The sequence below is a fragment of the Aquimarina spinulae genome, from assembly GCF_943373825.1.
In the GTDB taxonomy this organism is placed as follows: domain Bacteria; phylum Bacteroidota; class Bacteroidia; order Flavobacteriales; family Flavobacteriaceae; genus Aquimarina; species Aquimarina spinulae.
In genome coordinates, this window is sequence record NZ_CALSBP010000001.1 from 401199 (window position 1) to 427502 (window position 26304).

16 protein-coding genes are annotated in these 26304 nt (G+C 33.6%); 10 read left to right on the forward strand and 6 right to left on the reverse strand.

Annotation, left to right across the window (positions count from 1 at the left end):
* Nucleotides 1–216: 216 nt before the first annotated feature.
* From NNH57_RS01880 to NNH57_RS01915, 8 genes are all read left to right on the forward strand, one after another.
* Nucleotides 217–1035, forward strand: coding sequence for a sensor histidine kinase (locus NNH57_RS01880; RefSeq protein ID WP_234423405.1), 819 nt, complete (start codon nucleotides 217–219; stop codon nucleotides 1033–1035).
* Complete coding sequence (locus tag NNH57_RS01885) at nucleotides 1035–1760, forward strand: LytR/AlgR family response regulator transcription factor (RefSeq protein WP_074407880.1); 726 nt, start codon at nucleotides 1035–1037, stop codon at nucleotides 1758–1760. The genes NNH57_RS01880 and NNH57_RS01885 overlap by 1 nt, the downstream gene beginning before the upstream one ends.
* 5 nt (nucleotides 1761–1765) lie before the next feature.
* Nucleotides 1766–3601: a sodium:solute symporter family protein gene (locus NNH57_RS01890; RefSeq protein WP_108808571.1), complete on the forward strand. Its 1836-nt coding sequence runs from the start codon at nucleotides 1766–1768 to the stop codon at nucleotides 3599–3601.
* Nucleotides 3598–4692, forward strand: coding sequence for an acyltransferase family protein (locus NNH57_RS01895; protein ID WP_328515247.1), 1095 nt, complete (start codon nucleotides 3598–3600; stop codon nucleotides 4690–4692). Before NNH57_RS01890 ends, NNH57_RS01895 begins: the two co-directional genes overlap by 4 nt.
* Before the next feature lie 383 nt (nucleotides 4693–5075).
* Entirely contained in the window at nucleotides 5076–7310 is a 2235-nt protein-coding gene (locus tag NNH57_RS01900) for a response regulator (protein ID WP_074407878.1), read from the forward strand.
* A 244-nt stretch (nucleotides 7311–7554) separates the two neighbouring features.
* Nucleotides 7555–10233 (forward strand): glycoside hydrolase family 19 protein, encoded by a 2679-nt coding sequence (locus tag NNH57_RS01905; RefSeq protein ID WP_108808572.1) that lies wholly within the window; start codon nucleotides 7555–7557, stop codon nucleotides 10231–10233.
* A gap of 91 nt (nucleotides 10234–10324) precedes the next feature.
* Entirely contained in the window at nucleotides 10325–11596 is a 1272-nt protein-coding gene (locus tag NNH57_RS01910; protein ID WP_254504085.1) for a glycosyl hydrolase family 18 protein, read from the forward strand.
* Nucleotides 11574–12938, forward strand: coding sequence for an Ig-like domain-containing protein (locus tag NNH57_RS01915; protein ID WP_254504087.1), 1365 nt, complete (start codon nucleotides 11574–11576; stop codon nucleotides 12936–12938). The genes NNH57_RS01910 and NNH57_RS01915 overlap by 23 nt, the downstream gene beginning before the upstream one ends.
* Before the next feature lie 320 nt (nucleotides 12939–13258).
* Here the strand turns inward: NNH57_RS01915 and NNH57_RS01920 are convergent, their stop codons facing one another.
* A complete protein-coding gene (locus tag NNH57_RS01920; protein WP_074407875.1) occupies nucleotides 13259–13969 on the reverse strand; it encodes a LytR/AlgR family response regulator transcription factor in 711 nt (236 codons plus the stop codon).
* A 339-nt stretch (nucleotides 13970–14308) separates the two neighbouring features.
* Between NNH57_RS01920 and NNH57_RS01925 the strand changes: the two genes are divergently transcribed.
* Both NNH57_RS01925 and NNH57_RS01930 read left to right on the forward strand, forming a co-directional pair.
* The gene (locus NNH57_RS01925; protein WP_108808574.1) at nucleotides 14309–17680 is read left to right on the forward strand and encodes an Ig-like domain-containing protein; all 3372 of its coding nucleotides are present in this window, start codon (nucleotides 14309–14311) and stop codon (nucleotides 17678–17680) included.
* Between the two features lie 210 nt (nucleotides 17681–17890).
* Nucleotides 17891–21379 carry an Ig-like domain-containing protein gene (locus tag NNH57_RS01930; protein WP_108808575.1) on the forward strand — a complete coding sequence of 1163 codons (3489 nt, stop codon included), beginning with the start codon at nucleotides 17891–17893 and terminating at the stop codon, nucleotides 21377–21379.
* 88 nt (nucleotides 21380–21467) lie between these two features.
* Here NNH57_RS01930 and NNH57_RS01935 read toward each other — a convergent pair whose 3' ends face one another.
* The 5 genes from NNH57_RS01935 to NNH57_RS01955 form a co-directional block, all read right to left on the reverse strand.
* Nucleotides 21468–21914: a hypothetical protein gene (locus NNH57_RS01935; RefSeq protein WP_074407872.1), complete on the reverse strand. Its 447-nt coding sequence runs from the start codon at nucleotides 21912–21914 to the stop codon at nucleotides 21468–21470.
* A gap of 433 nt (nucleotides 21915–22347) precedes the next feature.
* Complete coding sequence (locus tag NNH57_RS01940; RefSeq protein ID WP_074408560.1) at nucleotides 22348–23301, reverse strand: bifunctional helix-turn-helix transcriptional regulator/GNAT family N-acetyltransferase; 954 nt, start codon at nucleotides 23299–23301, stop codon at nucleotides 22348–22350.
* Nucleotides 23302–23518: 217 nt separating this feature from the next.
* On the reverse strand, nucleotides 23519–24343 hold the full coding sequence (locus NNH57_RS01945) for an OmpA family protein (RefSeq protein ID WP_024770303.1): 825 nt from the start codon (nucleotides 24341–24343) through the stop codon (nucleotides 23519–23521).
* A 69-nt stretch (nucleotides 24344–24412) separates the two neighbouring features.
* The gene (locus tag NNH57_RS01950) at nucleotides 24413–24847 is read right to left on the reverse strand and encodes a hypothetical protein (protein WP_074407871.1); all 435 of its coding nucleotides are present in this window, start codon (nucleotides 24845–24847) and stop codon (nucleotides 24413–24415) included.
* Between the two features lie 193 nt (nucleotides 24848–25040).
* Nucleotides 25041–26282 (reverse strand): PepSY-associated TM helix domain-containing protein, encoded by a 1242-nt coding sequence (locus NNH57_RS01955; RefSeq protein WP_074407870.1) that lies wholly within the window; start codon nucleotides 26280–26282, stop codon nucleotides 25041–25043.
* Between the last annotated feature and the right edge of the window lie 22 nt (nucleotides 26283–26304).

Consider the following 26304-nt stretch of genomic DNA (forward strand, 5'->3'; position numbering starts at 1 on the left):
AAAAGGAGGGATAACGTGCAAAGGACTATTAAACGAAAATACCATTTGTATTTTTGGATTATTTATTTTTTATTTAATGTAATTCGATGGGGGAGTTATTTTAATGATTATTGGTATTCATTAAAATCGAACCTTGTAGAATTCCCTCTACACATCATCTTGGTTTATTTTAATATATATTATTTGGTACCTAAGTTCATATTCAAAAAAAAGTATGTGTATTATGTACTTTTCTTATGTATATCTCTTGGAGTTCATTATATATTAAGGTCAGGTCTAAACCTATTATTAGTTACCGAAGACATCTGGCCCGAAGTAGAAGGACGACTGGATCCATTTGGGTTTAATCATATTGTAGCAGTAGCTATAGGAGAATTGTATGTTGTAGGACTAACTTCAGCAATAAAGTATACGGTCGATTTTTTGATTATGCAAAATAAGAATAGAGATCTAAGTGAGTTGCAATATAAAACAGAGTTAAAATATTTAAAAGCACAGATACAACCTCATTTCTTTTTTAATACACTTAATAGTTTATATGCATTAACGATAAAAAAATCGGATTTAGCACCTAATCTTGTATTAAAACTATCTAACTTTATGAGATATGTGATTTATGATACCAGTAAAAAAAAACTCCCTCTTTTGCAGGAGATTGATCATATAGACAATTATATAGAACTCGAAAAAATGCGTTATGGTGATCGAGTTGATTCTAGGGTTGATATAAATGGTAATATTGATGATGTTAAAGTAGTTCCTATGCTGTTTTTACCATTTATTGAGAATGCTTTTAAGCATGGGCTTAAGAATAATGATAGAATGGAGTTATTAATCTCTTTTGAAAGATTTGAAAATGAACTGATATTTATATCCAAAAATAATTATGAAGATGAATCTAAAACTAAAAGACTTAATGGAATTGGAATAAAAAATGTAAAAAGAAGATTAGAAATACTTTACCAAAAAAAATATACATTAAACATAGCACAAAAAAATAATGAATATTCGATTTTGCTTAAAATCCCTATATAATGATTATTAAATGTATCATAATTGATGATGAGCCCCTGGCGATTGAAGTTATTGAATCATTTTTAAAAGAATTTAAAAATGTTGAAGTTATTGGTACTTTTCAGGATCCAATTGAAGCATTAACTATATTAGAGCAGGGCGGTGTTGATGCTGTGTTTTTAGATATAAACCTGCCAAGAATGAATGGCTTAGAGTTTTTAAAAAGCTTGAAAGAATACCCTCAGGCAATAATAACTACAGCTTATAAAGAATATGCATTAGAAAGTTATGAATTAGAAGTTCTGGATTATTTAGTGAAACCTATTTCTTTTAATCGATTTCTAAAATCTATAAATAAATTAACTGCAAGACTTATTACAATAAAGAAACATGAACCTTCTATGGATTTGGTTCAACCGGCTCATATTTTCTTAAAAGTAGATAAGAAATTGGTGAAAATTTTGTTAACCGATATCCTATTTATAGAAAGTCTTAAAGATTATATCCGAGTAAGTACACTCGAAGATACGTTTATGTCTCATAAATCCTTAACAAGTATTAGTGAAGAACTTCCTTCAGAAAATTTTATAAGGATTCATAAATCGTATACCATAGCTATAGATAAAGTTAAATCTATAGAAGGAAACCTTGTCGAGGTGGGAGAAAAAAGAATTCCTATAGGGAGGAATTACGCGGCTCATGCCAAACAACGAATATTAAAAAACAAATCAAATTTATTAAAATAAAAATAATGGTTTTAACTACATTGGACTACATAATCATAGCCTCATTTTTCTTAACCACAATAATTATTGGAGTAGTGGTATCTAAAAGATCTGGAAAAAATACAGCAGAGTATTTTTTATCTGGACGTAATATGCCGTGGTGGTTACTAGGTTTTTCGATGGTAGCAACTACATTTTCTACCGATACCCCCAATTTAGTTACTGATATTGTAAGGCAGGACGGTGTTGCTGGTAACTGGGTATGGTGGGCTTTTTTATTAACAGGCCTTCTAACCGTATTTGTGTATGCCAAGCTATGGCGTAAATCAAATGTTACGACAGACTTAGAGTTTTATACATTGAGATATAGTGGAAAACCCGCTCAGTTTTTAAGGGGGTTTAGGTCAATATATCTTGGGGTAGTATTTAATATAATTGCTATGGCTGCTGTAAACCTTGCTGCCATTAAAATAGGGCAGATTATGCTTGGACTTTCGCCAATACAGACTGTTTTAATAGGTGGTGTGGTAACAGCTGTTTTTAGTTCTTTAGGAGGTTTTAGAGGAGTAATTTATACAGATTTTGTACTTTTCTTTGTTGCAATAGTGGGTGCAGTAGGGGCCTCTTATTATTTGATTAATCTTCCTGAAGTGGGTGGGCTGAGCAATTTGATCTCTCACCCAAATGTATCTGATAAACTTTCATTTTTTCCGGATTTTTCTAATACAGAAGCATTAATTGGAATTTTAATTATACCATTAGCAGTACAATGGTGGAGTTCATGGTATCCTGGTGCAGAGCCAGGAGGTGGTGGGTATATTGCACAACGTATGCTTGCTGCAAAAAATGAAAACCACGCAATAGGTGCTACTTTCTTTTTTAATATTATGCATTATGCTCTACGACCTTGGCCATGGATTTTGGTAGCATTAGCATCTTTAGTGATGTATCCAGATATTGCTAGTATTCAAGAGGCTTTTCCTAATGTTGAATCTAGTAAATTAGGACATGATTTGGCTTATTCGGCAATGTTAACAAAACTCCCGGCAGGACTATTAGGACTTGTCTTAGCTTCTCTGGGTGCTGCATTTATGTCAACGTTATCTACACATCTTAATTGGGGATCATCTTATATCGTTAATGATTTTTATAAGCAACAAATTAAAAAGGATGCAAGCGAAAAAGAATTGGTAAATGTTGGACGAATTACTACGATAGTTCTTATGGTGACTAGTGCTGTATTTGCACTTTATCTTACTAATGCAAAGCAGCTTTTTGACATTATTTTAATGTTTGGAGCAGGAACAGGATTAGTATATATTTTGCGTTGGTTTTGGTGGAGAATCAATGCATGGAGTGAAATATCCGTAATGTTTTCTGCAATGCTTATCCCATTAATTTTGACTTTTACGCCTCTTGGTGATTCATTATTTGGATATACCAATGATGCCGGAGAAATAATATCAGGTGTATTTCCTTCCTGGTTTAGATTTATAGCTATGGTGATTATAACTTCAATAGTTTGGATTGTGGCAACTTATCTAACTAAACCAGAATCAAAAGAGACTTTACGCTCTTTTTATAAAAATATTCAACCTGGTGGGCCAGGCTGGAAAAAAATTGTTGATGAAGCTAATGCCGAAGGGGTAAAAATAGTAGAATCTAATGAGAAATGGTCTGTGCCTTCTGGAATTCTAGCAATGCTATTAGGTTGTGTATTGGTATATAGTTGTTTGTTTTCTGTAGGGAACTTGCTTTACGGAGAGTACATCATGGCGGGAATTATAGGGGTATTAGCCTTAGTTTCTGGTTTTTTATTGGCGAGAGTTTGGAAATCAATAGGAAAGAACCTAATGTCGTGAGGATAACTAAACGAATACAATCTGTTGATTTTTTAAGAGGACTTACTATTATGCTTATGATCCTGGTAAATACACCAGGAGATTGGTCTTATGTGTATACACCGTTGTTACATGCAGAATGGAATGGCCTTACCTTGGCAGATTTTGTGTTTCCTTTCTTTTTATTTATTGTAGGGATATCTATATCGTTTGTATACAAACATAAAAAAGCAGATAGGGCTATATATAAAAAAATCTTAATACGAAGTCTAAAATTAATTGCACTGGGACTATTTATCAATGTATTTTTGCCTTATTTCCCTTTTATAGAAACAGAATCTATACGTCTACCTGGAGTACTGCAGCGAATAGGAATTATATTTTGCGTAGCCTCGATATTGTATTTGAATTGTAATCGAAAACAGCTGGTTTTTATTGCAGTTACTATTCTTGTTGGGTATTGGATATGGTTGGCATACATTCCATTGCCTGATGGGACTTCTCCTACACTAGAAAGGGGACCAAATAACTGGGCTAATTATCTGGATTATGTATTGCTTAAAGGATATATTTGGAAACCAGATTATGATCCAGAAGGTATACTTAGTACATTACCGGCTATAGTGACAACAATTACCGGGATTTTTGTTGGTGAGGTTTTGGTAAGTACAGCAAAACGAAAACTTGGTTTATTGACGGTAATGGGAGGAGGTTTTATGATCATAGGGTATTTATGGAGTATCTTTTTTCCGATCAATAAAGTGTTGTGGAGCAGTAGTTTTGTATTGGTTACATCGGGCTATGCTACTATGTTTTTAGTACTGTTTCATTATTTTATGGATCATAAAAAACATGATTTTGGTAGTCTTGTGAAATATGTAGGAGCAAATGCAATTAGTATCTATTTTTCTTCTATGATACTTGCTAAATCTTTTTATTTGATTAAAATCGATTCTCAAACTTCGGTGCATCAATTTCTTTTTGAAACATTTTTTGTGTACCCGTCGATTGATAAGCCATTATCCTCTTTTTTTTATGCATTGGTTGTTGTTGGTTTTTATACACTTTTGGCATATTTTTTATACAAGAAAAAAATATTTATTAAAGTCTAGATAATAATAAAAACCATTATCAGAATATTATAAAGTATACTGCGAGAAGTTAAGATTATTGATCATTAAAAATATTTCTTGCAGTGCTACGGCTTTAAAATACGTTGTTTCAAAAAAAATAGATTATGTTAATTTTTTTAAAAATAAATTCTATTTTTGTTAAAAAATTAAGAAAAGTAAACCTAATGTAAGCTATAATACAAATAATTACCCCTTCTTGTTTTATATCTGCTGGATAAAAATACCTAAGATCTGTTATTCGTGATTACAATTATCAAGGATAATATAATTTTTTGAATAAGATCTAATGATATGTAATTCGATTTTAAATTTTTGGTAAGTAAAGTTAATACTCTAAGCTAAAAGATGAAACAAGACGTTTTATGAAAAGAAATATATTCACCTCAATAATTCTTATTTCATTACTGATTTTATTTGCTAGTGCTAAAGAGACTTATGGTTTCTCTTCTGTACAGGAGGAGAATGTTTTAAAACAAAATTTAGATTCTATAGAATATTGGATAGATCATGATTATATAAGTAAGGCTCTTAGTATAATTGATGAAACCGAAAAATTAGCATTAGAGAGTGACAATAAAAAGCATATTGCTCGAGTCTATAGATTGCATAGTGGGTTGTATATATCTGTTCAGGATTTAAAAGGGTTCGAAACTTACCTCGAAAAAGCGACTATTTTACAAAAACAAGTACAAGATCAATATGGTGAAATGTACATAAATAACCTCTGGGGCTTATATCATAAAATAATATCAAAAGATAATAGTAAAGCGATTTTTTTCTTAAAAAAAGCGATAGATGGGGCAGAAAAATATAAGTATGAGGAGCAAAGTATTGATATGCTGGTAAACTTAACTTCTATTTATTATCGAAATGCGGATTGGAAAAATTGTTATGAGGCCTCTCAAAAAGCTATTGAACTTGCAAAAAAATATCATAAAGATACAAGGTTGATATATCTATATTATCGAATTGGCACGGCATGTTCAAAAACAAATAGATATGATGAAGCACTTATTTTTTTTAGAAAAGGAGAAGAGATTGCCAAAAAAGAAATAGACTCAGCAAAAACAAGTAATTACGCAAATCATACACTATACCTTGCAGGGATTGCAGATATATATGATCGAAAAAAGGAATATAAATTAGCTAATAATTATTATAAAGATTATATTCAAGAACAGGCAAAACAGAATAATATTTTTCTTGAAAAGTATGCCCAAAACATAAAAGGATACAAAGAACTTCAGCTAAAACAAAAGGATAATGAAAGGATTCTGGCAGAGAATAGATATCAGCAAACTCAATTAAAACTTAATGAATATCTTTTGATATCAGGAATTGTAATTATAGTTATTCTGGTTCTTTTGATTTTACTTCAATATAAAAATTCTAGACTAAAAACAGAAAATAACATACTCTTACAACAGAAAAACGAAGAATTATTAAAGGCAAAAAATAGGGTAGAGGAAGTATATAAACAGAAAACGTTGTTTATAAATAATATTACTCATGAATTAAGAACTCCTCTTCATGCAATAAATGGCATTGCACATTTATTAGAAAATAAGGAGTCGAACGAAGACCAACGAAAAGAGCAGTTAAATATATTACAGTTTTCAGGAAAATATCTATTAAGATTTATTAATGATATTATAGAATTGAACAGATCAGACGATGCTTATAAAATTTCTTTAAAAAAGCATCCTTTTGATCCTACTCAACTAGCTGATACAATTAAAGAATCTCTTAATTTTTTTATAATAGGAGAAAACAATAATGATTTTAAGTTTCTATTAGACGATAAATTACCTAAAAAACTTTTGGGCGACCCTGATCACTTATCAAGAATAATTATTAGTATCCTTTCAAATACTTCTAGGCACATAAATGGAGGTGTTATAGAGTTTTCTGTACAGCATCTTTTTTCAGGAGAAAATACAAACACTATCTTGTTTTCAATAAAGAGTAATGCGTTATGCTTCACTAAGAAAAAACAAGAAGAGTTAAATAAAGCCTTTGTAGAAAACGAATCTGCGATTTTTACTTCCTTATCAGACGAAAATAATTTGACGACTCTCGAACTGGTCATAGCCAACAAATTACTTCTTCAATGTAATAGTAAACTAGATGTTGTATCAAACGAAAAGGAAGGTACAGTTTTTAATTTTCAAATACCTTTCGAATACTTAGAAGAGAAAGTAGGGCAAGCAGAATTCGATGATGAAAAAAAGAAAGATGTAAAAATTTTGGTTGTCGAGGATAATAAAATTAACCAATTGATTACACGAAAAATCATAACTAATTTTGGTTATCAATGTGAAATTGCATCAGATGGTTATGAAGCATTGAAAATGACAGAGAAAAATGGATATGATCTTATTTTTATGGATATAATGATGGAGGGGATTGATGGATTTGAAACAACAAAACGAATACGTAAATCAGATGAGAAAACCCCAATTATTGCTTTAACCGCTATTTCTGAATCAGAAAACAAAGAAAATTTTGTAGATGCCGGTATTACTAAAGTAATAAATAAGCCTTTCGAACCCACGACATTATTACAACAGATCCAGATTGCCATCTCAAAAAAGTAAACCTATCGGGCTCTAATATCTATAATTAATTGATCTTTTTTTTTCTTCAAAAATGAACAATTATAAAATTGTGTAATTAGATTAACCCAAAATTTCACTTATTGCCAATATGATGGTTTTTGTGTGCTAAAAAGTGTCACTCGTATAATTTATTTCTCTAAGAGGACGTAAAAGTGGTATTTTGAGATCAGGTTTTTTAATAACTTGAAGATAACCAACAACTTAACACAAAATTGTTTTAACAATGACACACAAACTCACCACTCCAAAAAACCAAAAGGTTTTAGGTAGGAAATCATGGATTATGATTTTTACTGTATTACTTTTTACTATTCACCTAACCTTTTCTAACGATGATAATACATATCCCGAGATATCAAAAACAGTTGATTCTTTCTCTCTGGATAAACCTTTACCTGTAAATCCACTATATCAAGTTAATGATTTGATAAATAAAGATTTATGGAACACTTTGTTTCCGTATCGTTTTGGTGCCAAAGACACAGGAGGTGGTGTTTGGGTACTAGACCCAAAAGATGATTTTTATACTTTCGAATCTTTTATCGAGGCCATTAATAGAATGAGCAAAATCGAAGTAACCTTTGATAGAAGATGTGGTACGAACGCTTATAGAGTTACACGTACTGATAAGACTACAGGTGTATCAAAAGTGATTCGAACCGATGTAGATTTTGATGCACCAAGAAATGCTGATAAAGAAATTGTTACCAAAAAAGTAGATTATGGATCTTTTTTAGGAGAAGGAAGTCTCGAGACCAGAAAAAGAGAAATTACAGCTTTTTTTGCTAATATCTCTCACGAGACTACCGGGGGGTGGTCAACTGCTCCAGGTGGACAGTTTTCTTGGGGTTTACACTTTCGTGAAGAACCTACAGATGCTTCTTATGCTTCTCCAGATACAAATTATCCTCCAACTCCGGGGAAATCATATAAAGGAAGAGGCCCCATACAGTTATCATACAATTATAATTATGGCCCTGCCAGTGAATTCATTTTTGGAGATAAGCAAATACTTTTGGATCATCCGGAAAAAGTAATCGAAGATGCTGCTTTGGCTTTTCAGACTGCTATTTGGTTTTGGATGACGCCTCAATATCCCAAACCATCAGCTCATGATGTAATGGTGAACAAATGGACTCCTAATGAGTTAGACAAAACAAAAAATAGAATTCCGGGATTAGGGATGACTGTAAATATTATTAATGGAGGCGTAGAATGTGGACAAGGTACAGAAAAACCTCAGGTGTTAGATAGAATAGGATACTACGAAAGGTTTACGGGTATTTACCAAATAGGGACAGATATGGATGGAGTTCATGATCTTTCTGATTGTGGATGTAAAGATATGTCTAAGTATGGGGGAGACTCTGCTGATTTAACCGCAGAACCCTGTGCACAAAAACCTCAGGTAACATTTACCAATCCCAGAAATAATCAAATGTTTGAGCAATCTACATTTTCTCCAATTTCTGTAAGTTTATCTATAGACGAAAAAAATACAAAACTAGTAAGTGTTACTACCGCTATAGGGAATCAAACTTTTGATGGAGTAACATTTAGTTGGACACCATCTAGCTATGCAAGCCATGTTTTAAGCGCTAATGCGGTATTCGAAAATGGTATAACGGCAACATCAGAAATTAAGATTATTATTTGGGATGGAGTAAATCTTGACTGCCAGGAAGTGCCCGAATGGAATGCTTCAAGGATTTATAAGGACAAGAATAACTATGTGAAATATAACAATAATGTTTATAAAAATAAATGGTATGCCGATAGTAGTAATGTCCCGGGAAGCGATACTGTATGGGAATTTGTAAAAGAATGCGGTGTTTCTAATGGGAGTAGTCCTGTGATAACTTGGGAATCGCCAGGTAATGGACAAGTTATAGAACAAAATGAACTTGCACCGATTACTTTAAAAGCCAGTGCTACTGATACCGATGGAACTGTTCAATCTTTTGTCTTTAAGTATAATAATGCTAATATTACTCCTACTGCTTCAGGAGATATCTATACCGCTAGTTTTACGCCAACTGCATTTGGAGAAATTACTATTACAGCATCTGCCACAGATGATCAAAATAATACCTCAGAAAAAGCAATTTCTTTTACTGTCAAAGAAAAAACAACAGGAGGAAATAATAAACCTCCCGTTGTTAGTATAACTTCTCCGGGAGATAATGCCTCTTTTGAAGAAGGCACTTCGATTCCTGTCACGGTAAATGCATCTGATAGCGACGGCACCATCACGAAAGTAGAATTCTTTAATAATAATAGTAAAATAGGAGAAAGTAGCGCTAGCCCTTTTAGTTATACACTCGAAAACGTTATAGTAGGAAATTACTCGTTAACGGCAAAAGCAACAGACAATAAAGGGGCATTTTCAACCTCTTCAGCAATAGCAATTACAGTAACTAGTGGCGGAGGAAATGGGAATTGTGCAGATATACAACAGTATGTTGCAGGTACTTCTTATGGATTAAATGATGAGGTAGTAAATGAAGGAGAAAAATTTAGTTGTGATATTCCGGGATGGTGTTCATCTACTGCAGCATGGGCATATGCCCCCGGTACAGGAGCGCATTGGCAAATGGCCTGGACAAAAATTGGAGCTTGTGGTAAAAATAATTCTGAAATAACTTCAAATAAGTACTCTGTTTTTCCTACGGTAACCCAGGATATTGTAAATTTTAGAATAAAAACAGATAATACATCATGGGTTAAGATTAACCTATATCATCTTTCTGGAAAATTGATAAGCACACAATCATTTAATGGAATCCAGACAAAGACACTAAAATCATTTACACATGATCTGTCAAATCTCAAAAATGGTCTTTATGTATTTAAAATATATATAAATGACGATGTTTATTTTGAGAAAATCCTTAAAAATTAACTAGTAAGGAACCATTTCGGGTAGTTATCTATTCCTGATTTAACTACCCGATTATACATATAAAAACTCGAATTAATTAATCACACTAATCATGAAAAATTTTTATACATTTTTATTTATGTTTTTTTGTGCGCTATTGATGCACGCACAATACAATTTTCCTACCTGCTCTGCAGAGTGGGATGCAAGTAAAGTCCCTTATAAACAAGGACAAGAAGTTTCTTATAATAATGTTAATTATAAGTGCAAATACTATACAAATGATGCTCCGGGAGCCGGCTCCTGGGAACTAATAGGACCATGTGGTGATGGAGGATTAGGTCCGGATTATTCTGGTAAACAACGAATTATAGGGTATCTGCCTACCTGGGTTGCTGATTATGATATCAAAAATAAATTTAATCCAGAGGTAGTAACACATCTTAATATTTCTTTTTTGATGTTTAAGCAAAATAATAACGATTATAATAGTTCAAATTTTGCTTCTATATCTTTTGATGAGTTTCAATCTAGAAAAGTAGATTCTGTTCTTAACGATTTGGGAGTTCTTCAAAAAGCTAAAGCCAAAGGAGTAAAAGTATCTGTTGCATTAGGAGGAGCTACCGATTATGCATTTCTATGGTTAATGACCAAATATCAAAACAATGATAGCAAACTAGATGAAATTGCAACATTGATTGCTAATTATGTTACTCAAAATGATTTAGATGGTGTTGATTTGGATATGGAATGTTGGTGGGCAGACCCGGCCATTAGTGGGACTTCAGACCAGGGAGGAAGAGTAAGAGGAAGCAAATGGGGAGATGCTGATAAAGGTCCTCACCCCGCGGGTATTGGGTTAACAAAATTAAGCCAGAAATTAAGAGCCAAAATACCTAATAAGTTAATTACAGCTGCTGTTTTTGGAACTTCATGGTATGGAAATAACTATGATGATGGTATGGCAGACCATATGGATTGGATTGGTCTTATGTCTTATGATTTTACAGGATCATGGGATAAATCTCCAGAAGGACCTCATTCTTCTCTTTATAAAGTAGAACAAGGGACTTATCAAGGACAAACAGCAGATAATCCAATTTATTCTGCCCAAGATGCATTAGAATATTGGATGGGATTTGCTCCACCAGCCTGGAATCATGCAGGAGGATTTAATGTACCAAAAGCTAAATTAGCTTTCGGGTTACCAGTATATGGTTATGATTTTTCTGAAAAAAAGCCTGATGGAGGGAATGGAGCTAAATTTGTTCCTTATAAGGATATCATAAAAGATTTTGCTAATGCAGCTACAAGTTATGACCCTAAGGATCCTAAAAAATTAAGAGGATACATAGGAGAAAATGGAAAAAAAAATATACTATAACACACCAAAATTAGCTGCAGAAAAAATTAAATATTCTAAACAGTATGGGCATCAGGGATTAATTATATGGGAACTTACACAAGATACCGATTATAATTCGTCTTCAAGTATTCTTAAAGCAGTAAATGAGGCTGCAGGAAACACTGATCCTATAAACAATTCACCAACAGTAGTGTGGGAAGCTCCCACAAATGGACAAGTTATCGAATTGGAAGAATTGTCTCCAATAACATTAAAAGCCAGCGCTACAGATTCAGATGGGACTATTCAATCTTTTGTGTTTAAGCACAATACGACTAACATTAGTGCTACAGCAAATGGAAGTAGCTATACAGCCAGTTTTACTCCTGCAGCATTTGGTGAAGTAACGCTCATTGCTTCTGCTACAGATAATAAAAATGCAATTTCAGAAAAGACAATTGTTTTTACAGTAAAGAAGAAAGTAGTGGGAGGTAATACACCTCCATCGATAACTCTAATCGAACCAAAAAATGCAGATGTTATAGAACAAACAGCATTGTCATCAATTCAGTTAAAAGCTACAGTAACAGATGATACCCAGGTAAGCTCTGTTAAATTTGTTGTAAATAATATTGAAATTACTCCAACTGTAAATGGGACTCAATATGTTACAGACTGGACTCCCAGCGCTTTTGGTGAAGTATCCTATAAAATTATGGGTACAGATAATGAAGGACTATCTACAGAGGTGGTTGTTACGTTTACTGTGAAAGAAAAAGTAGTGGGAGGAAGTTGTGATGGAATAGCAGAATGGCAATCTGATAAGGTATATGCTACAGCAGGACAAAAAGTAAGTTATAACGGGAATCTCTATACCAATAAATGGTGGACGAAAGGGGAGACTCCGGGAAGTAGCTCTGTTTGGGAATTTGTTTCTAGTTGTAATGGTGGTTCTGGTGGCGGAGATTTTTGTGGATCTCCACAATGGATAACATCTATTGCTTATAATAGCGGGGATCAAGTATACCATAGCCAAAAAATCTATAAAGCCAAATGGTGGACAGAAGGTGAAACTCCTGGCAGTAGTTCTGTGTGGGAGTTTGTTTCAGACTGTGTTCAGAGTAATCCAAATATGTCTTCTGTTGCATTTCAAACGTTGGTAGATGATGTTATAAAATATCAGATAACAGTTTCTGAAGTATCATGGATAAAAATTGATGTATATGATATCTATGGTAAATTAATGCACACAAAATCTTTAAGAGAATATACAGGAAGTAGAGATTTTACACAAGATTTATCGACTCTTAAAAGTGGAATCTATATCTACAAAATAAATATAGGCGGAGAAGTAATCACCAAAAAAGTAATTAAAAAATAAAATTGAATAATAGAAAATTGCCAAATAATGGGTCTATGACGCATTGATTCGCTAACACAAGCTCAACGATTTTTTTTTCAGTGTATTCTAAGACCCTGATTTGGCAGATTCATTAACAGTAATATAAACTCTAAAACTTCATTGTTATGAAAACAACAATTCGGTTTATTGCAGAATTGATAGGCAACAAAAATGAAGGTTTAGTTAGAAAATACGGTGCTAAACAATATACCGATTAAAATTTTGTTTGTTATGTTGTGAATAGATGTTAGTCATTTATACATACTAAAGATCCGGGTATATCCGGATCTTTTTTTGATTTAAACGGTAACCCCATTTATGATTTTACCTTTAACCTTTTTTATATAATTTCTTCCCATAGGAAGTAATTTATCATCGATTTCGATACAATTTTTATCAATTGCCTTAATTTTATTAATGGCGATAGTATATGATCTGTGTATTCTTATAAAAAGATACTCTGGTAGTAGCCTGGTAATTGCAGATAAATTGTAATGTGTTACATAATCTTTGTGATCCGTTTTTATAATAACATAATCCTTAAGGCTTTTTATATATAAAATATCTTCAAAATATATTTTTATCATTTTCTTATCTACTTTAATAAAAATGTGATCTTCTAATGAAGATGTATATGGCAGTTTGTTTACCGTATTTAATGTCCTGGATATTTTGTGTAAAGATTTTACGAGTCTCTTCAAAGAGATGGGTTTTATTAAATAATCTATAGCTCCTAATTCAAATCCTTGTACAGCATAATCTTCATCAGAAGAAGTTATAATAATAAGAGGAGGATTGTGTATGTTTTTAATAAATTCTAACCCATTAACCATGGGCGTATAAATATCGACAAAAACTAAATCAATCGAATTTTCATGAATAAAATTAAAAGCATCAACAGCATTATTACAAACAAAAACTACCTCGAAATGCTCAAAATGTGCCAAGTGTTTTTTTAAAGCACTGATAGCTAGAGGGTCGTTATCTACAAGTAAACATTTTACTTTCATTGTATAGTCTTTTAGAGATTATTCTATAAATAAATAGTTGTTATTTACTCTTTTTTTTATGAATAAATCTTACTTCCTATCTGGGTATGTAACCTGATTTATTCTTTTTTATTGTTTTCTTTTTAAAAGGTTTTTTTAAGCTAATCTCTTTTTCCTATAGAAATTATAGAATATAAGTAATATGCATCTTATTCCTGTTTTTCTTCTGAAAATCTACAGTTTTAAGTCATTCAGCTAATTAGTTTTTTTAAACCCCGAGTTCTTTCTATTTTTTCATTGAAAACTACAACGTTTTCGTAAATAATAACACAAACCATTTATAACTTAAGGTAAGAAATTATGAAAAAATTAAACCAAACTTTTAAGGCTTGGTGTTTTCGAGATTTGTATCTGAAAACATCTTTGCTTTTCATTTTTATGTGCGTTTCAAGCATTGCTTTTGCACAAGTGAACACGGGAGGAAGTGCTACCACTTCTGATCATCAAAAACAGATTATAGGGTATATTACCAACTGGGACGCCTGGAAAACCAATACTGCAGGAGTACCTGAAGCCGGAGCTCTTACACATTTAAATATTGATTATTCTAAATACACGATTCTAAATTATTCATTTTTTGGAGTGGCTCGTGATGGTTCTTTACATAGTGGCGATCATAGAAATAAGAATATATATCAAGATGGTGTAACACAAGAACCTGCTGATTTATTTTATACAGATTTGTATAGTAGTTGGGATTTACACCTCTTATTCGGGGAGTTAGAATATGTAAACTATGTAAACGCTGATATAAAAGCACGGGCAGAAGCTCAAGGCTTTCAAGTAGAAGTAGGAGCTAGTACATGGACACATCCTGTCTGGGGACTAAGCGGAGGATTACCATTACCTCTTAAAAAAGAAAATGGAGCTCTGGGGTTACTAGATCTTGCACATCAAAAAGGAGTAAAAGTAATGGCCTCTATAGGAGGATGGAGTATGTGTAAACATTTCCCAGAAATGGCTGCCGATCCTGTAAAAAGAGCAAAATTTATTGAAGACTGTAAAAGATTAATCAATATTGGTTTCGACGGAATTGATTTAGACTGGGAATATCCAGGACCATTTTCAGGAATGAATTTTACAGGTAGTCAGGCAGATTTTGCGAATTTTGAATCTTTACTACAAGAAATTCGTAATGCTATAGGACCTACAAAATTAATTACATCGGCTATGGCTGCAGATCCAAGAAAACTGGATGGATTTAATTGGTCTGGAGTAGTTGCTAATATGGATTACTTTAACATGATGACTTATGATTATAATGGTGGTTGGTCTAATAAAGCAGGACATAATGCACCAGTATATCCGTATACAGGAGCAGAAGTACCTTTCTTTAACTGGCAATCTACTTTACAAAAACTTGTTGAAGCAGGAGTTCCTAAAAACAAAATATGTTTTGGAGCCCCATTCTACGGCAGGGGTGTGGTAACAGAAGGAACTGCTGATCTTAATTCAACAACAGTAAAACGATCAGAAACTGTACAACCAGATGGACCAATACAAACCGCTGCAGATTATACAAATTGGCCGAAAGAAGTTTATGATGGTACTCCTAATTACTTTTTTATCAAACAAAAAGCCTTATCTCCTAATAGTGGTTGGACCAGAAAATGGGATAATGAAGCTAAGGTTCCTTATTTGGTAAATGGTAAATATTTTTTAAGCTATGATGATGAAGAGTCTATTGCTATTAAAGCTCAGTTTATTAATGATAATGAGCTTGCCGGGACTATTATTTGGACAGTTTATGGTGATCTTGAATTTGGAGGTACAGCAACTTCTTTTGGTAGAAAACTTAAAAGATGGTCTAATGTAAAATCTCCTTTGGTGAATAAAATCAATGAAGTTTTTGCAAATGGAGGGCCAGGAGGAAATGTTTCTCCTACAGTTAATATAACAGCACCAGCTAATAATTCTACTTTTGCTGAAGGCGCAACAATAGCTATAACAGCTAATGCATCTGATAGTGATGGAACTATTGCTAAAGTTGAATTCTATAATGGAACCACAAAATTAGGAGAGGACACTACATCACCATATGAGTATTCGTGGTCTAATGTTCCTGCCGGGAGTTATACAATAACGGCAAGAGCAACAGATAATGGTAATGCTAGCACGACTTCTTCTGCCGTTTCTGTATCTGTTGGTAATAGTACAAATACACCGCCAACAGTAAATATTACTTCACCTAATAATAACGATTCGTTTACAGCGGGAGTATCAATAGCTATAACTGCTAATGCATCTGATAGTGATGGAACGATCTCTAAAGTTGAATTCTATAACGGAACCATAAAATTAGGAGAAGATACCAGCAGCCCTTATGGGTATACAATTTCTAATGCATCAGCAGGTGATTATACATTGACTGCAAAAGCAACAGATAATGAGAATGCAACGACAACTTCCACTACTATTTCTATAACAGTTACTAGTGATACAGGAGGATGTACCAATATACCACAATATGTAGCAGGTACTTCTTATAGCAAAGATCAGGAAGTGCAAAACGAAGGTGGAAAATTTACATGTAATGTTCCGGGATGGTGTTCTTCTGCAGCAGCTTGGGCATATGCGCCAGGTACTGGAGTTCACTGGCAAGATGCGTGGTCAAAAACAGGAGATTGTAGTGGCGGTACTCCTAATACGAGTCCTACTGTAAGTATTACTTCACCAAGCGATAATAGCTCGTTTCAAGAAGGAGCGTCTGTAACAATAACTGCTAATGCAGCAGATGCAGATGGTACAGTATCTAAAGTTGAATTTTATAACGGTAGTACAAAATTAGGAGAAGATACTTCTAGTCCTTATGAATATGTTTGGCAAAATGTTTCTGCAGGAAATTATGCAATAACAGCCAAAGCAACCGATAATCAGGGTGCATCGACCACATCTTCTGTAATAAATATTACCGTTAATGGAGTTAATAATACTCCTCCAACAGTTGCGATTACTTCACCAAATAATAATGACTCTTTTAACGAAGGAACTTCAATCTCTATTACGGCAAATGCTTCTGATAGTGACGGGACTATTACTAAAGTAGAATTCTTTAACGGAACCACAAAACTGGGAGAAGATACTAGTAGTCCTTATGCATATACAATTTCTAACGCATCTGTAGGAAATTATACATTGACAGCTAAGGCTACTGATAATGGAGGAGCTACTTCAACTTCTTCTGCGATATCAATTTCGGTGACTACAGTAGGAAATGGTAATTGTGAAGGATTACCACAATATGCTGCAGGTACTTCATATAGCAAAGATCAGGAAGTGCAAAATGGAGGCGAAAAGTTTAAATGTAATGTTCCAGGATGGTGCTCTTCAGCAGCAGCATGGGCTTATGCACCTGGTACAGGAGCTCATTGGCAATTAGCTTGGTCAAAGACAGGAGACTGTACAGTAAGAAATTCTACGGTTAGCGTATTTCCGAATCCTACTGAAAATGGTATCATAAATGTGATGATAAATTCTGGAAAGTCTAACTCTAAATTTAGATTTGAAGTACATTCCCTTAACGGAACTAAATTATTAGATTTTGAAAATAATGTGATGAATGGGCAGAATGGTAAAACATTTGATATTAGTTCTCTAAAAACTGGTTTGTACTTATATACGATTACTATAGGAAAAGAAAAAGAATATGGTAAAATGAAAGTATCAAATTAATTTAAAATAGTTTTGAAACCATAAAAGGGTATTTCTTCTACTCTTTTATGGTTACTATTAAGAATCTTATTATATAAATTACGATTACAGATTTTTTGATGGGTTGAATTATTTATCAACCTGTTGTGCGTATTGATGTTTTTGAATCTTAAAATTCGTCAATTCGAGTGCTTGTATATTTCGATATAACACTTAAATACCAGTAAAACCATGTTTAAAAAACACACAAACTCAGTAAATTTTATTAAAATTAATTGTTCATGGAGACAGTTAATTTGTACGACCTTATTTCTAACAGTAATTCTATCTGTTTTTCCCCATGGCACAGTAACATACCCTCCAAGTCGTGTTTGGAATTGTTTTCAGGAAGACCCTGAAAGTCCAGATTCTGCGGCTTGTGTTGCAGCAGTAGCCTCTCATGGCACACAGCCATTGTATGATTGGAGTGAAATTAATCAAGCGAATGCTAATGGTAATCATCAGCAATATGTGATGGATGGAAATCTGGCTAGCGGCGGCAGGCCCGAAAAATACGGAGGCATGGATCAAGTTAGATCTGATTGGGTGTCGACAAAAGTTTCTCCAGGGCCATTTACAGTTACTTGGACAAATCATGCTCCTCATGCAACTGCTTATTATGAAGTTTATATAACCAAAGCAAGCTGGACACCGGATCAGCCATTAACGTGGGATAGCCTTGAACTTTTAGTACGAACACCTCCAAGTGGAGCAGAAAGAATTGTTAATATTCCGGTAACACTTCCTGTTAGGACAGGTAAACATGTTATTTATAGTGTTTGGCAAAGATCAGACAGTCCAGAAGCATTTTATTCGACTAGTGACATCAATTTTGATGGAGGGGGTACTGATACACAGGCACCTTCTGTTCCTACTGGTTTAGGGGCATCAAATGCTACACAAACTACAGTAGATCTTGCCTGGAATGCTGCTACCGATAATGTAGCTGTAACTGGATATGATATATACCAGGGAAATACTATTGTTGCTACCGCAACTGGTACTTCTCATCAAGTAACTGGATTAACAGCAAACACCTCGTATTCTTTTAGAATAAAAGCAAAGGATGCTGCAAATAATCAATCTGGTTTTAGTAATACTGCAACTGCAACTACGCTTGCTGATACTGGAGGAGGAAACTGTACAGGAATACCACAATATGTAGCAGGTACTTCTTATAGCAAAGATCAGGAAGTACAAAATGAAGGAGAAAAATTTACATGTAATATTCCAGGATGGTGCTCTTCTGCTGCGGCTTGGGCATATGCACCTGGTACTGGTGCCCACTGGCAGGATGCCTGGTCAAAAACAGGAGATTGTACCGGTGGTACTCCTAATACGAGTCCTACTATAAGTATTACTTCTCCAAGTGATAATAGCTCGTTTCAAGAAGGAGCGTCTGTAACAATGTCTGCTAGTGCAGCAGATACAGATGGTACAGTATCTAAAGTTGAATTTTATAACGGTAGTACAAAATTAGGAGAAGATACTTCTAGTCCTTATGAATATGTTTGGCAAAATGTTTCTGCAGGAAATTATGCAATAACAGCCAAAGCAACCGATAACCAAGGAGCATCGACCATATCTTCAGTAATAAATATTACCGTTAATGGAGTTAATAATACTCCTCCAACAGTTACGATTACTTCACCAAATAATAATGACTCTTTTAACGAAGGAACTTCAATCTCTGTTACGGCAAACGCTTCTGATAGTGACGGGACTATTACTAAAGTAGAATTCTTTAACGGAACCACAAAACTGGGAGAGGATACTAGTAGTCCTTATGCATATACAATTTCTAACGCATCTGTAGGAAATTATACATTGACAGCTAAGGCTACTGATAATGGAGGAGCTACTTCAACTTCTTCTGCGATATCAATTTCGGTGACTACAGTAGGAAATGGTAATTGTGATGGGTTACCACAATATGTTGCAGGAACTTCATATAGTAAAGATCAGGAAGTACAAAATGAAGGAGAGAAGTTTAAATGTAATATTCCGGGGTGGTGTTCTTCTGCGGCAGCATGGGCATATGCACCAGGTACTGGAGCTCATTGGCAATCAGCTTGGTCAAAGACAGGTGATTGTGGAGGAGGAACAGGAGGTGCTCCTGTAGTAAATATCACATCTCCTTCAAATGGTGCAACATATACTGCTGATAGTTCTGTTGTTGTTAATGCAACCGCAACCGATGATGGAACCGTTACTAAAGTAGAATTCTTTAATGGAACTACAAAACTAGGAGAAGATACTACTAATCCGTATTCTTATACAATTACCAACGCACAATCTGGTAGTTATTCTTTAACTGCAGTAGCAACCGATAATGAGAATAATCAAACCACTTCTGATCCAGTTGTAATTAGAAGCAGTACAGGAGGAGGAAATAATAATTTACCAGGAAAAATACTGGTAGGGTACTGGCATAATTTTGATAATGGTTCTACTACACCAAGATTGAGCGAGGTATCCAGAGATTGGGATGTGATTTGTGTTGCATTTGCAGAACCTAAAGCGGGAAGTACAGCCGATATGCTATTTAGTCCATATAGTATTTATAATGGAAATACTCAGGCTTTTATAGATGATGTTGCTACTGTAAAGAGTAGAGGACAAAAAGTACTAATTTCTATTGGAGGTGCTAATGCAAGAGTAGAATTGAATAATGAAACTGAAAAGAATTTATTCGTAAGTTCTATGACTAATATTATCAATACATATGGCTTTAATGGATTGGATATAGATTTAGAAGGAAGCTCCCTTTCACTAGGTAGCGGAGATTCTGATTTCAGGAATCCAACTACAGCAAAGATCAAAAATCTTATTGCTGCTACAAAAGCCATTAGAACCAATATAGGTGCAAATAGATTTATATTAAGTATGGCTCCAGAAACGGCGTATGTACAAGGTGCATATGGGAATTATTCTGGAATTTTTGGAGCATATTTACCTGTTATTCATGCACTACGTAATGAAATGGATTATATTCATGTACAGCACTATAATACAGGTTCTATGTTTGGAGGAGATGGAAAAATATACCAGCCAGCCACTGCAGATTTTCATGTGGCTATGGCAGAAATGTTAATTACTGGTTTCCCAGTTGCACAAACTGGACTTACATTTCCTGGACTTAGAGCAGATCAGGTTGCTATTGGATTACCTGCTACTACTCAAGCAGCAGGAAGCGGATATACTTCTGAAGCTGTTGTACAACAAGCACTGGATTATTTGATTAAAGGAACCTCTTATCCAGGAAGAACGTATACAACTAGTTCTACATATCCTAGTTTTAGAGGTTTAATGACCTGGTCTATTAATTGGGATTTGGTAAATAATTCTACCTTCTCTTCAAGCCATAGAGCATATTTGGATGGATTAGGTGCCAGAGCTGCTAATGCACAAAATAGTGTAGGGAAAGTATTTCCTAATCCTATTTCTGGAAATATAATTAATGTTGCCTTAGATGGTTCTATTTCTAAATCAGGTTCTGATTATTTCAGATTCCAGATATTTAATACTAATGGAATTGAAGTTTATAATTTTCAGAATGACAGGCTTCAAAGAGGAGAAAGTGTTAAGAGTTTTGATATCGGTGAACTAGAATCGGGAATGTATTTTTATACGATTTCAGTTTCCAAAAACAAAACAACAGGTAAAATAATTAGAGAGTAATTTATTTTAATTTTCTAAGTGTATTATTTAAAATGGAGTCCAGATATCTGGACTCCATTGTTTTTGATTTAATTTTCTTAAAAAGGATTTACTCAATTCTACTGTAGTTTTCGGCAAGTGTATATTGCCCGTTTTTATCGATACTAATTTGTTGATAAGAGTTAGAATTCATCATTAGTTCAAATCTAAAAACTTGAATAGTGTCTATGATTTTCATCATTGGCCCCGAAGCATATTCTAAGCGTTCTTCGAGCATACCATCCTTAATTGTATAGGTACCATAGCCAAACCATTCGTTTTTGTCTTTTGGATCAAACCGGGTCCACATCACTTTTTCTTTGCTATACATTTTTACTTGGCGATATCCATTTTGATTTAAAATAGTATCACTTATTTGGTTATCTTCATAAAGAAATTGATGTTTAAGTTCCCAAACACCTTCAAGGTTATAAGGCTCAATATCGGTAGTTTTATTCTGCCGTGTAACAGTAGAAAAAAAGCACACCCCTAATAGAATCAGTACTAAGGTTTTCATGATTGAGAGGTTTAAAGTGAGTATCTTATTAAGTTACGAAAAAAAGGTGAGATAAAATGAACTTGATTAGCTTTTGTAGTATTGTTAAAATATTGATTTTAAGTAATCTATATGTAATCAGGTAGTTGGTTTTATTTCTGTCGATATTTATGAAATACATCGATTTCTCAGAAAAACTGATACTTTTTTTCGAAAATAATAGTTCTTCGATTATTATTTTTTTGCCTGTATTATGTATCAGGTGTATTCAAATCTTTAATTTCTGAGTAGGAATACGGATTCAAATTATTATTTTTAAGACCCGAATTAAGTATTCTAAAGAAATATCAGGCTATGATTCGGCGTGGAGGAGCTGAGGTAAAACAAGTAAACAAATCCATTATGAAAGGATTTTAGATTCAACTCCTGCCAACGCCGAGATTATAGCCATATTTTAATCTAATATCAATTCCATTTGGATATTACATCGCTCATATGGAGTTGAGTGCCCTGCTACTTTGTTAAACCCTAGTTTATGATACAGATTAATGGCAGGTTTTAATACAGTATTACTTTCTAAATATATTTTTTGAGCATTTAATGATTGCGCTTTTTTGATTATAGCTTTCCCTAATAACCAACCTATACCTTTACCTTTTGCCTTTGGAGAAACAGCCATTTTGGCAAGTTCAAAGTCGTAGTGAGGATCATCCATTTTTATCAAAGCGCATACACCAACAGGTTCTTTATCGTATAATGCAACTAATATCTCACCTCCTTTATCCAAAATGTATTCTTTTGGTTGATCCAGAGATTTACGATCCGTTTCTTCCATCTTAAAAAAGGTAGTGATCCATTCTTCATTGAGGTTCTTGAATGGGATTCTATATTTAGCCTCATAAGGAACGATTTCAACTTTTTTTATTTCTCTAAGTTTCTTTTCTTCTTTTACACGGTGAAACATTGATTTTTGATCCAAAAGAAATTCAAATTCTTCAATAGCATGCCACATATTGTGCCTACTTTGATTTAAGGTAACTTCTACAGCTTTTTGTACATCGGTATATTGATCTTTAATATGATTTGCTATCTGCCGGCCTTTGGGAGCCAGTTCGATGTTATTTTTTCTCCCATCATTTTTATCTTTCTTTTCACATAAAATTTGTTCTTTAACCATCTCCCGAACAATTTTGCTTACAGAAGGGTGAGAGTGACCAATTTCATTGGCTATTGCAGTAATAGATTTCTCGCCATTCTGAGACAGAACATAAAACACAGGAAACCATTTTGGTTTTAAATCCACATCATACATTTCATAAATTTTCGTAGCATCTTCTGTCATCTTTTCACTTAACATTCTAAGCCTGGTGCCAATTGCTATTATACCAATATTGTCAAAAAAATTCATTTGCATAATTAATTACGTAATCAGTTACGTAAATATAATAATTTACTTTCTTTTTTCAAAATGAATTCATTTTTCCGAAGATATTGTGATAGGGGTAAAGGGCTACATAGCAATTTGAAGCCTTATATTTTGTTTGTAATTTATATGTTGGATTATTTCATAAAAAACCCGGTTACATACATGAACCGGGTCTCTCTTTATAAAACAGTAATGTTTTTTACTTTTTGGATCCGTTTTTCATGTTTTCTTTAACAAGTCCATAGAACTCATCAAATTTTGGATCAATTATAATTCTGGTAGCAGTTTCTATACTTTGCGAACCATATTCGCTTTTTCCCAGAACATCCATTCTTTTTGGGTCCACTTTAAAATCATTCTGTAGAGTCCTTACTACCGATGCAGCTTGTTTTGTACTAAGATCCCAATTATCGCTAATACTTTTGTCTTTAAAATTAATTGCATTGCTATTTCCTTCTACAATGATTTTTAAATCGGGTTTCGCATTTAAAGCATTTGCTATTTTTTCCAAGACACCTTTTGCTTTATCTTCAATAACACAATTATTATCATCTTCACCAAACAGTAATGTATTGGCCAAAGTAATTAACACAGCACCATTTTGTACGGCAATATTAGCATCACTGCCAAGTGCGTTTTTTAAAACGGTTAACGTTGCCAGTTTGGTAGAATCGGTTTTACCAATAGCATCGTTTATCGTCTTAATCTGTTTATCTTTTTCCTGAAGACTTTCAAGAGAAGTTTCTAAGTTTTTAGCTTTCTGATTAGATAATTGGGTAAAACTACTCATATTGGTCAAAAGAGAAGCATTGGTCTCTTTTAGATCTTTTACTTGTATCTCCATTGTTTCAACCTGAGTTAATGTTGCTTTTTCTTTTTTACGAGAATCATTTAACTCAGCTTCGGTAGTTTTTAATTCCTTTCTTAGCTTATTTATTTCTTCAAGAAGGTCCTTTTTTTTCTGTGCATGAATAGACAAAGTCGAAATAAACAATACACAAACAAATAAAATAATTTTTTTCATCGATCTTTAATATGATTTGTTGCAATTGCTAAAGTAAAACATTTTTATAAATAACATGGCAACTGGTCGTTATGACTTTTCTAATAGTTGCTTTGCATTTTTAATACTAGAATTGATTTGGGCCTTTAATGAATTTACTTTAACTTCTTCTTCCTTAAGTAGTTTTATTTGCGAAGACACTTTTTCAGGATCTGTTTTGATGCCTTCTTCTTCATGAGGAAATTTGTCGCTAAAATCACTCATCCAGGTCATCATAAAATCGTAGGCATCTTTTACTTCTTGTTGTGCTTTTGCATATGATTTCCCTTGAGCAGTGGTATCAATTTTAGTTTCTAGATCTTTTATAAGACTACTCATTTCACCCATTTTTGGCATAACTTCATCATGCACATCAATTACTTTTTGCATGAGAACATCAAATTCTTGTTCTTCTTTAGAAAGTTGATTGCAGGAAGTGAATACTAATAGTAGTAGTGAGGTTGCGTATAAAAATGATAATTTCATAATTGTAATTTTTTAAGTTTTTGTTTTGTTGCTAGTCTAAACGTTTCAAAGATATTGTTTTTCCTTTTTCTTATGAAGCTTAGCCGCTTTGTATTGCTGTCCGATTTTATTCATTTTATGCATTTGCATCATAATCAAAAGGAGGCAAAATGAAATTGCTGTAATTAGAATGAAAGTTAACATATACATTAGATTAAGACTTTTTTATTTTATTTCTTAGATATTCTGTACTAATAATCAAAAGAAGACTTATTCCGAATAAAGGAAATACGATGGCTAAGATTCCTATCAGTATGATGATTCCATACCCGATTTTGAAGGTTACGGGTACTTTTGGGACTCCCCAATTTCCTTTACGCTTTCGTAATATATAAGAAACCAATGCAGAAATACTCATTATAGTTAATGCTATTGCAGTTAGTAACATCAACCACCAGCTCCAGGCTCCGAACTCTCCTTGATGAAATGCCATAACCCACATTCGACCACGCATTAAAATCCCTACGTCATCCCAATTATTAGATAGAATTTGCTTGCCAGAATATTGATCAAAATGAATCTTTTTTTGAGTATTCAGATCCGATGGATTTGCATTAGACACGCTAAAAACACTTTTAGGGCCTTTTGGAAAATGAACGAATACTTTTCCCGGAAGGTGAAGTGCTTCTGCTTTGGCTGCCATCTGATCTAATGTTAACGCATCTCCTTTATCTTTTGATTGTAATTGATGTCCTTTCCATGTAATTGGGTAGCCTGTATTGGTTATTTTTTGAAGATTTTTAAAATTCTCACCAACAACATCTGTCCAGGGAAAACCACCGGCCAGAATAAGGAGTAATAATCCAGAAATCCAAAATCCTGTAATGGCATGTATATCTCTATAAAATGTTCTCTTTCCTTCGTTTGTTCTGGGTATAAAAATACCTTTTATTTTGCGACCACGATCGGGCCACCAAACATATAACCCGGTGAGTATTAGAACCACCATCCAACTAGCAATAAGTTCAACGATTTTGGTTCCAAATTTACCTGTGAGCAATTCACCGTGCAGTTTTCTAATTTTAAACATGTTTGTATCTCTGGTGATGATTTCTCCAGAAACATTTCCCGAATATGGATTTACATACAAACTGCTTTTACCACCAAAACGACCAGATATAAACTCAGTGGCTTGGTTAGCAGTAGAAGTTAGAACCATTGTATTGGGCTTTTTGATAGCATTTTTGTTTGCGATTTCCCACTGTTTTTGTAGAGAAATAGGAGCTCCTTGTACAATGACCTCTTTAATATGCTTTTGTTTCGAGGCCTCATAATCTGCTTTGAATAGATATATCCCGCCGGTTATAGAAAGTACAATGATAAACGGAAGAGATATTAATCCAGCAATGAAGTGCCATTTCCATAGCCATTGATTTAATTTTTTATTTTTTTTCATTTCTTAACTAAATTTAGTCCTC

What these genes read in the sequence shown, in the direction of transcription:
- NNH57_RS01885 (WP_074407880.1), top strand. Translation starts at nt 1,035, where the DNA reads ATGATTATTAAATGTATCATAATTGATGATGAGCCCCTGGCGATTGAA.
- NNH57_RS01890 (WP_108808571.1), top strand. Translation starts at nt 1,766, where the DNA reads ATGGTTTTAACTACATTGGACTACATAATCATAGCCTCATTTTTCTTA.
- NNH57_RS01900 (WP_074407878.1), top strand. Translation starts at nt 5,076, where the DNA reads ATGAAAAGAAATATATTCACCTCAATAATTCTTATTTCATTACTGATT.
- NNH57_RS01905 (WP_108808572.1), top strand. Translation starts at nt 7,555, where the DNA reads ATGACACACAAACTCACCACTCCAAAAAACCAAAAGGTTTTAGGTAGG.
- NNH57_RS01910 (WP_254504085.1), top strand. Translation starts at nt 10,325, where the DNA reads ATGAAAAATTTTTATACATTTTTATTTATGTTTTTTTGTGCGCTATTG.
- NNH57_RS01915 (WP_254504087.1), top strand. Translation starts at nt 11,574, where the DNA reads ATGGAAAAAAAAATATACTATAACACACCAAAATTAGCTGCAGAAAAA.
- NNH57_RS01920 (WP_074407875.1), bottom strand. Translation starts at nt 13,969, where the DNA reads ATGAAAGTAAAATGTTTACTTGTAGATAACGACCCTCTAGCTATCAGT.
- NNH57_RS01925 (WP_108808574.1), top strand. Translation starts at nt 14,309, where the DNA reads ATGAAAAAATTAAACCAAACTTTTAAGGCTTGGTGTTTTCGAGATTTG.
- NNH57_RS01930 (WP_108808575.1), top strand. Translation starts at nt 17,891, where the DNA reads ATGTTTAAAAAACACACAAACTCAGTAAATTTTATTAAAATTAATTGT.
- NNH57_RS01935 (WP_074407872.1), bottom strand. Translation starts at nt 21,914, where the DNA reads ATGAAAACCTTAGTACTGATTCTATTAGGGGTGTGCTTTTTTTCTACT.
- NNH57_RS01940 (WP_074408560.1), bottom strand. Translation starts at nt 23,301, where the DNA reads ATGAATTTTTTTGACAATATTGGTATAATAGCAATTGGCACCAGGCTT.
- NNH57_RS01945 (WP_024770303.1), bottom strand. Translation starts at nt 24,343, where the DNA reads ATGAAAAAAATTATTTTATTTGTTTGTGTATTGTTTATTTCGACTTTG.
- NNH57_RS01950 (WP_074407871.1), bottom strand. Translation starts at nt 24,847, where the DNA reads ATGAAATTATCATTTTTATACGCAACCTCACTACTACTATTAGTATTC.
- NNH57_RS01955 (WP_074407870.1), bottom strand. Translation starts at nt 26,282, where the DNA reads ATGAAAAAAAATAAAAAATTAAATCAATGGCTATGGAAATGGCACTTC.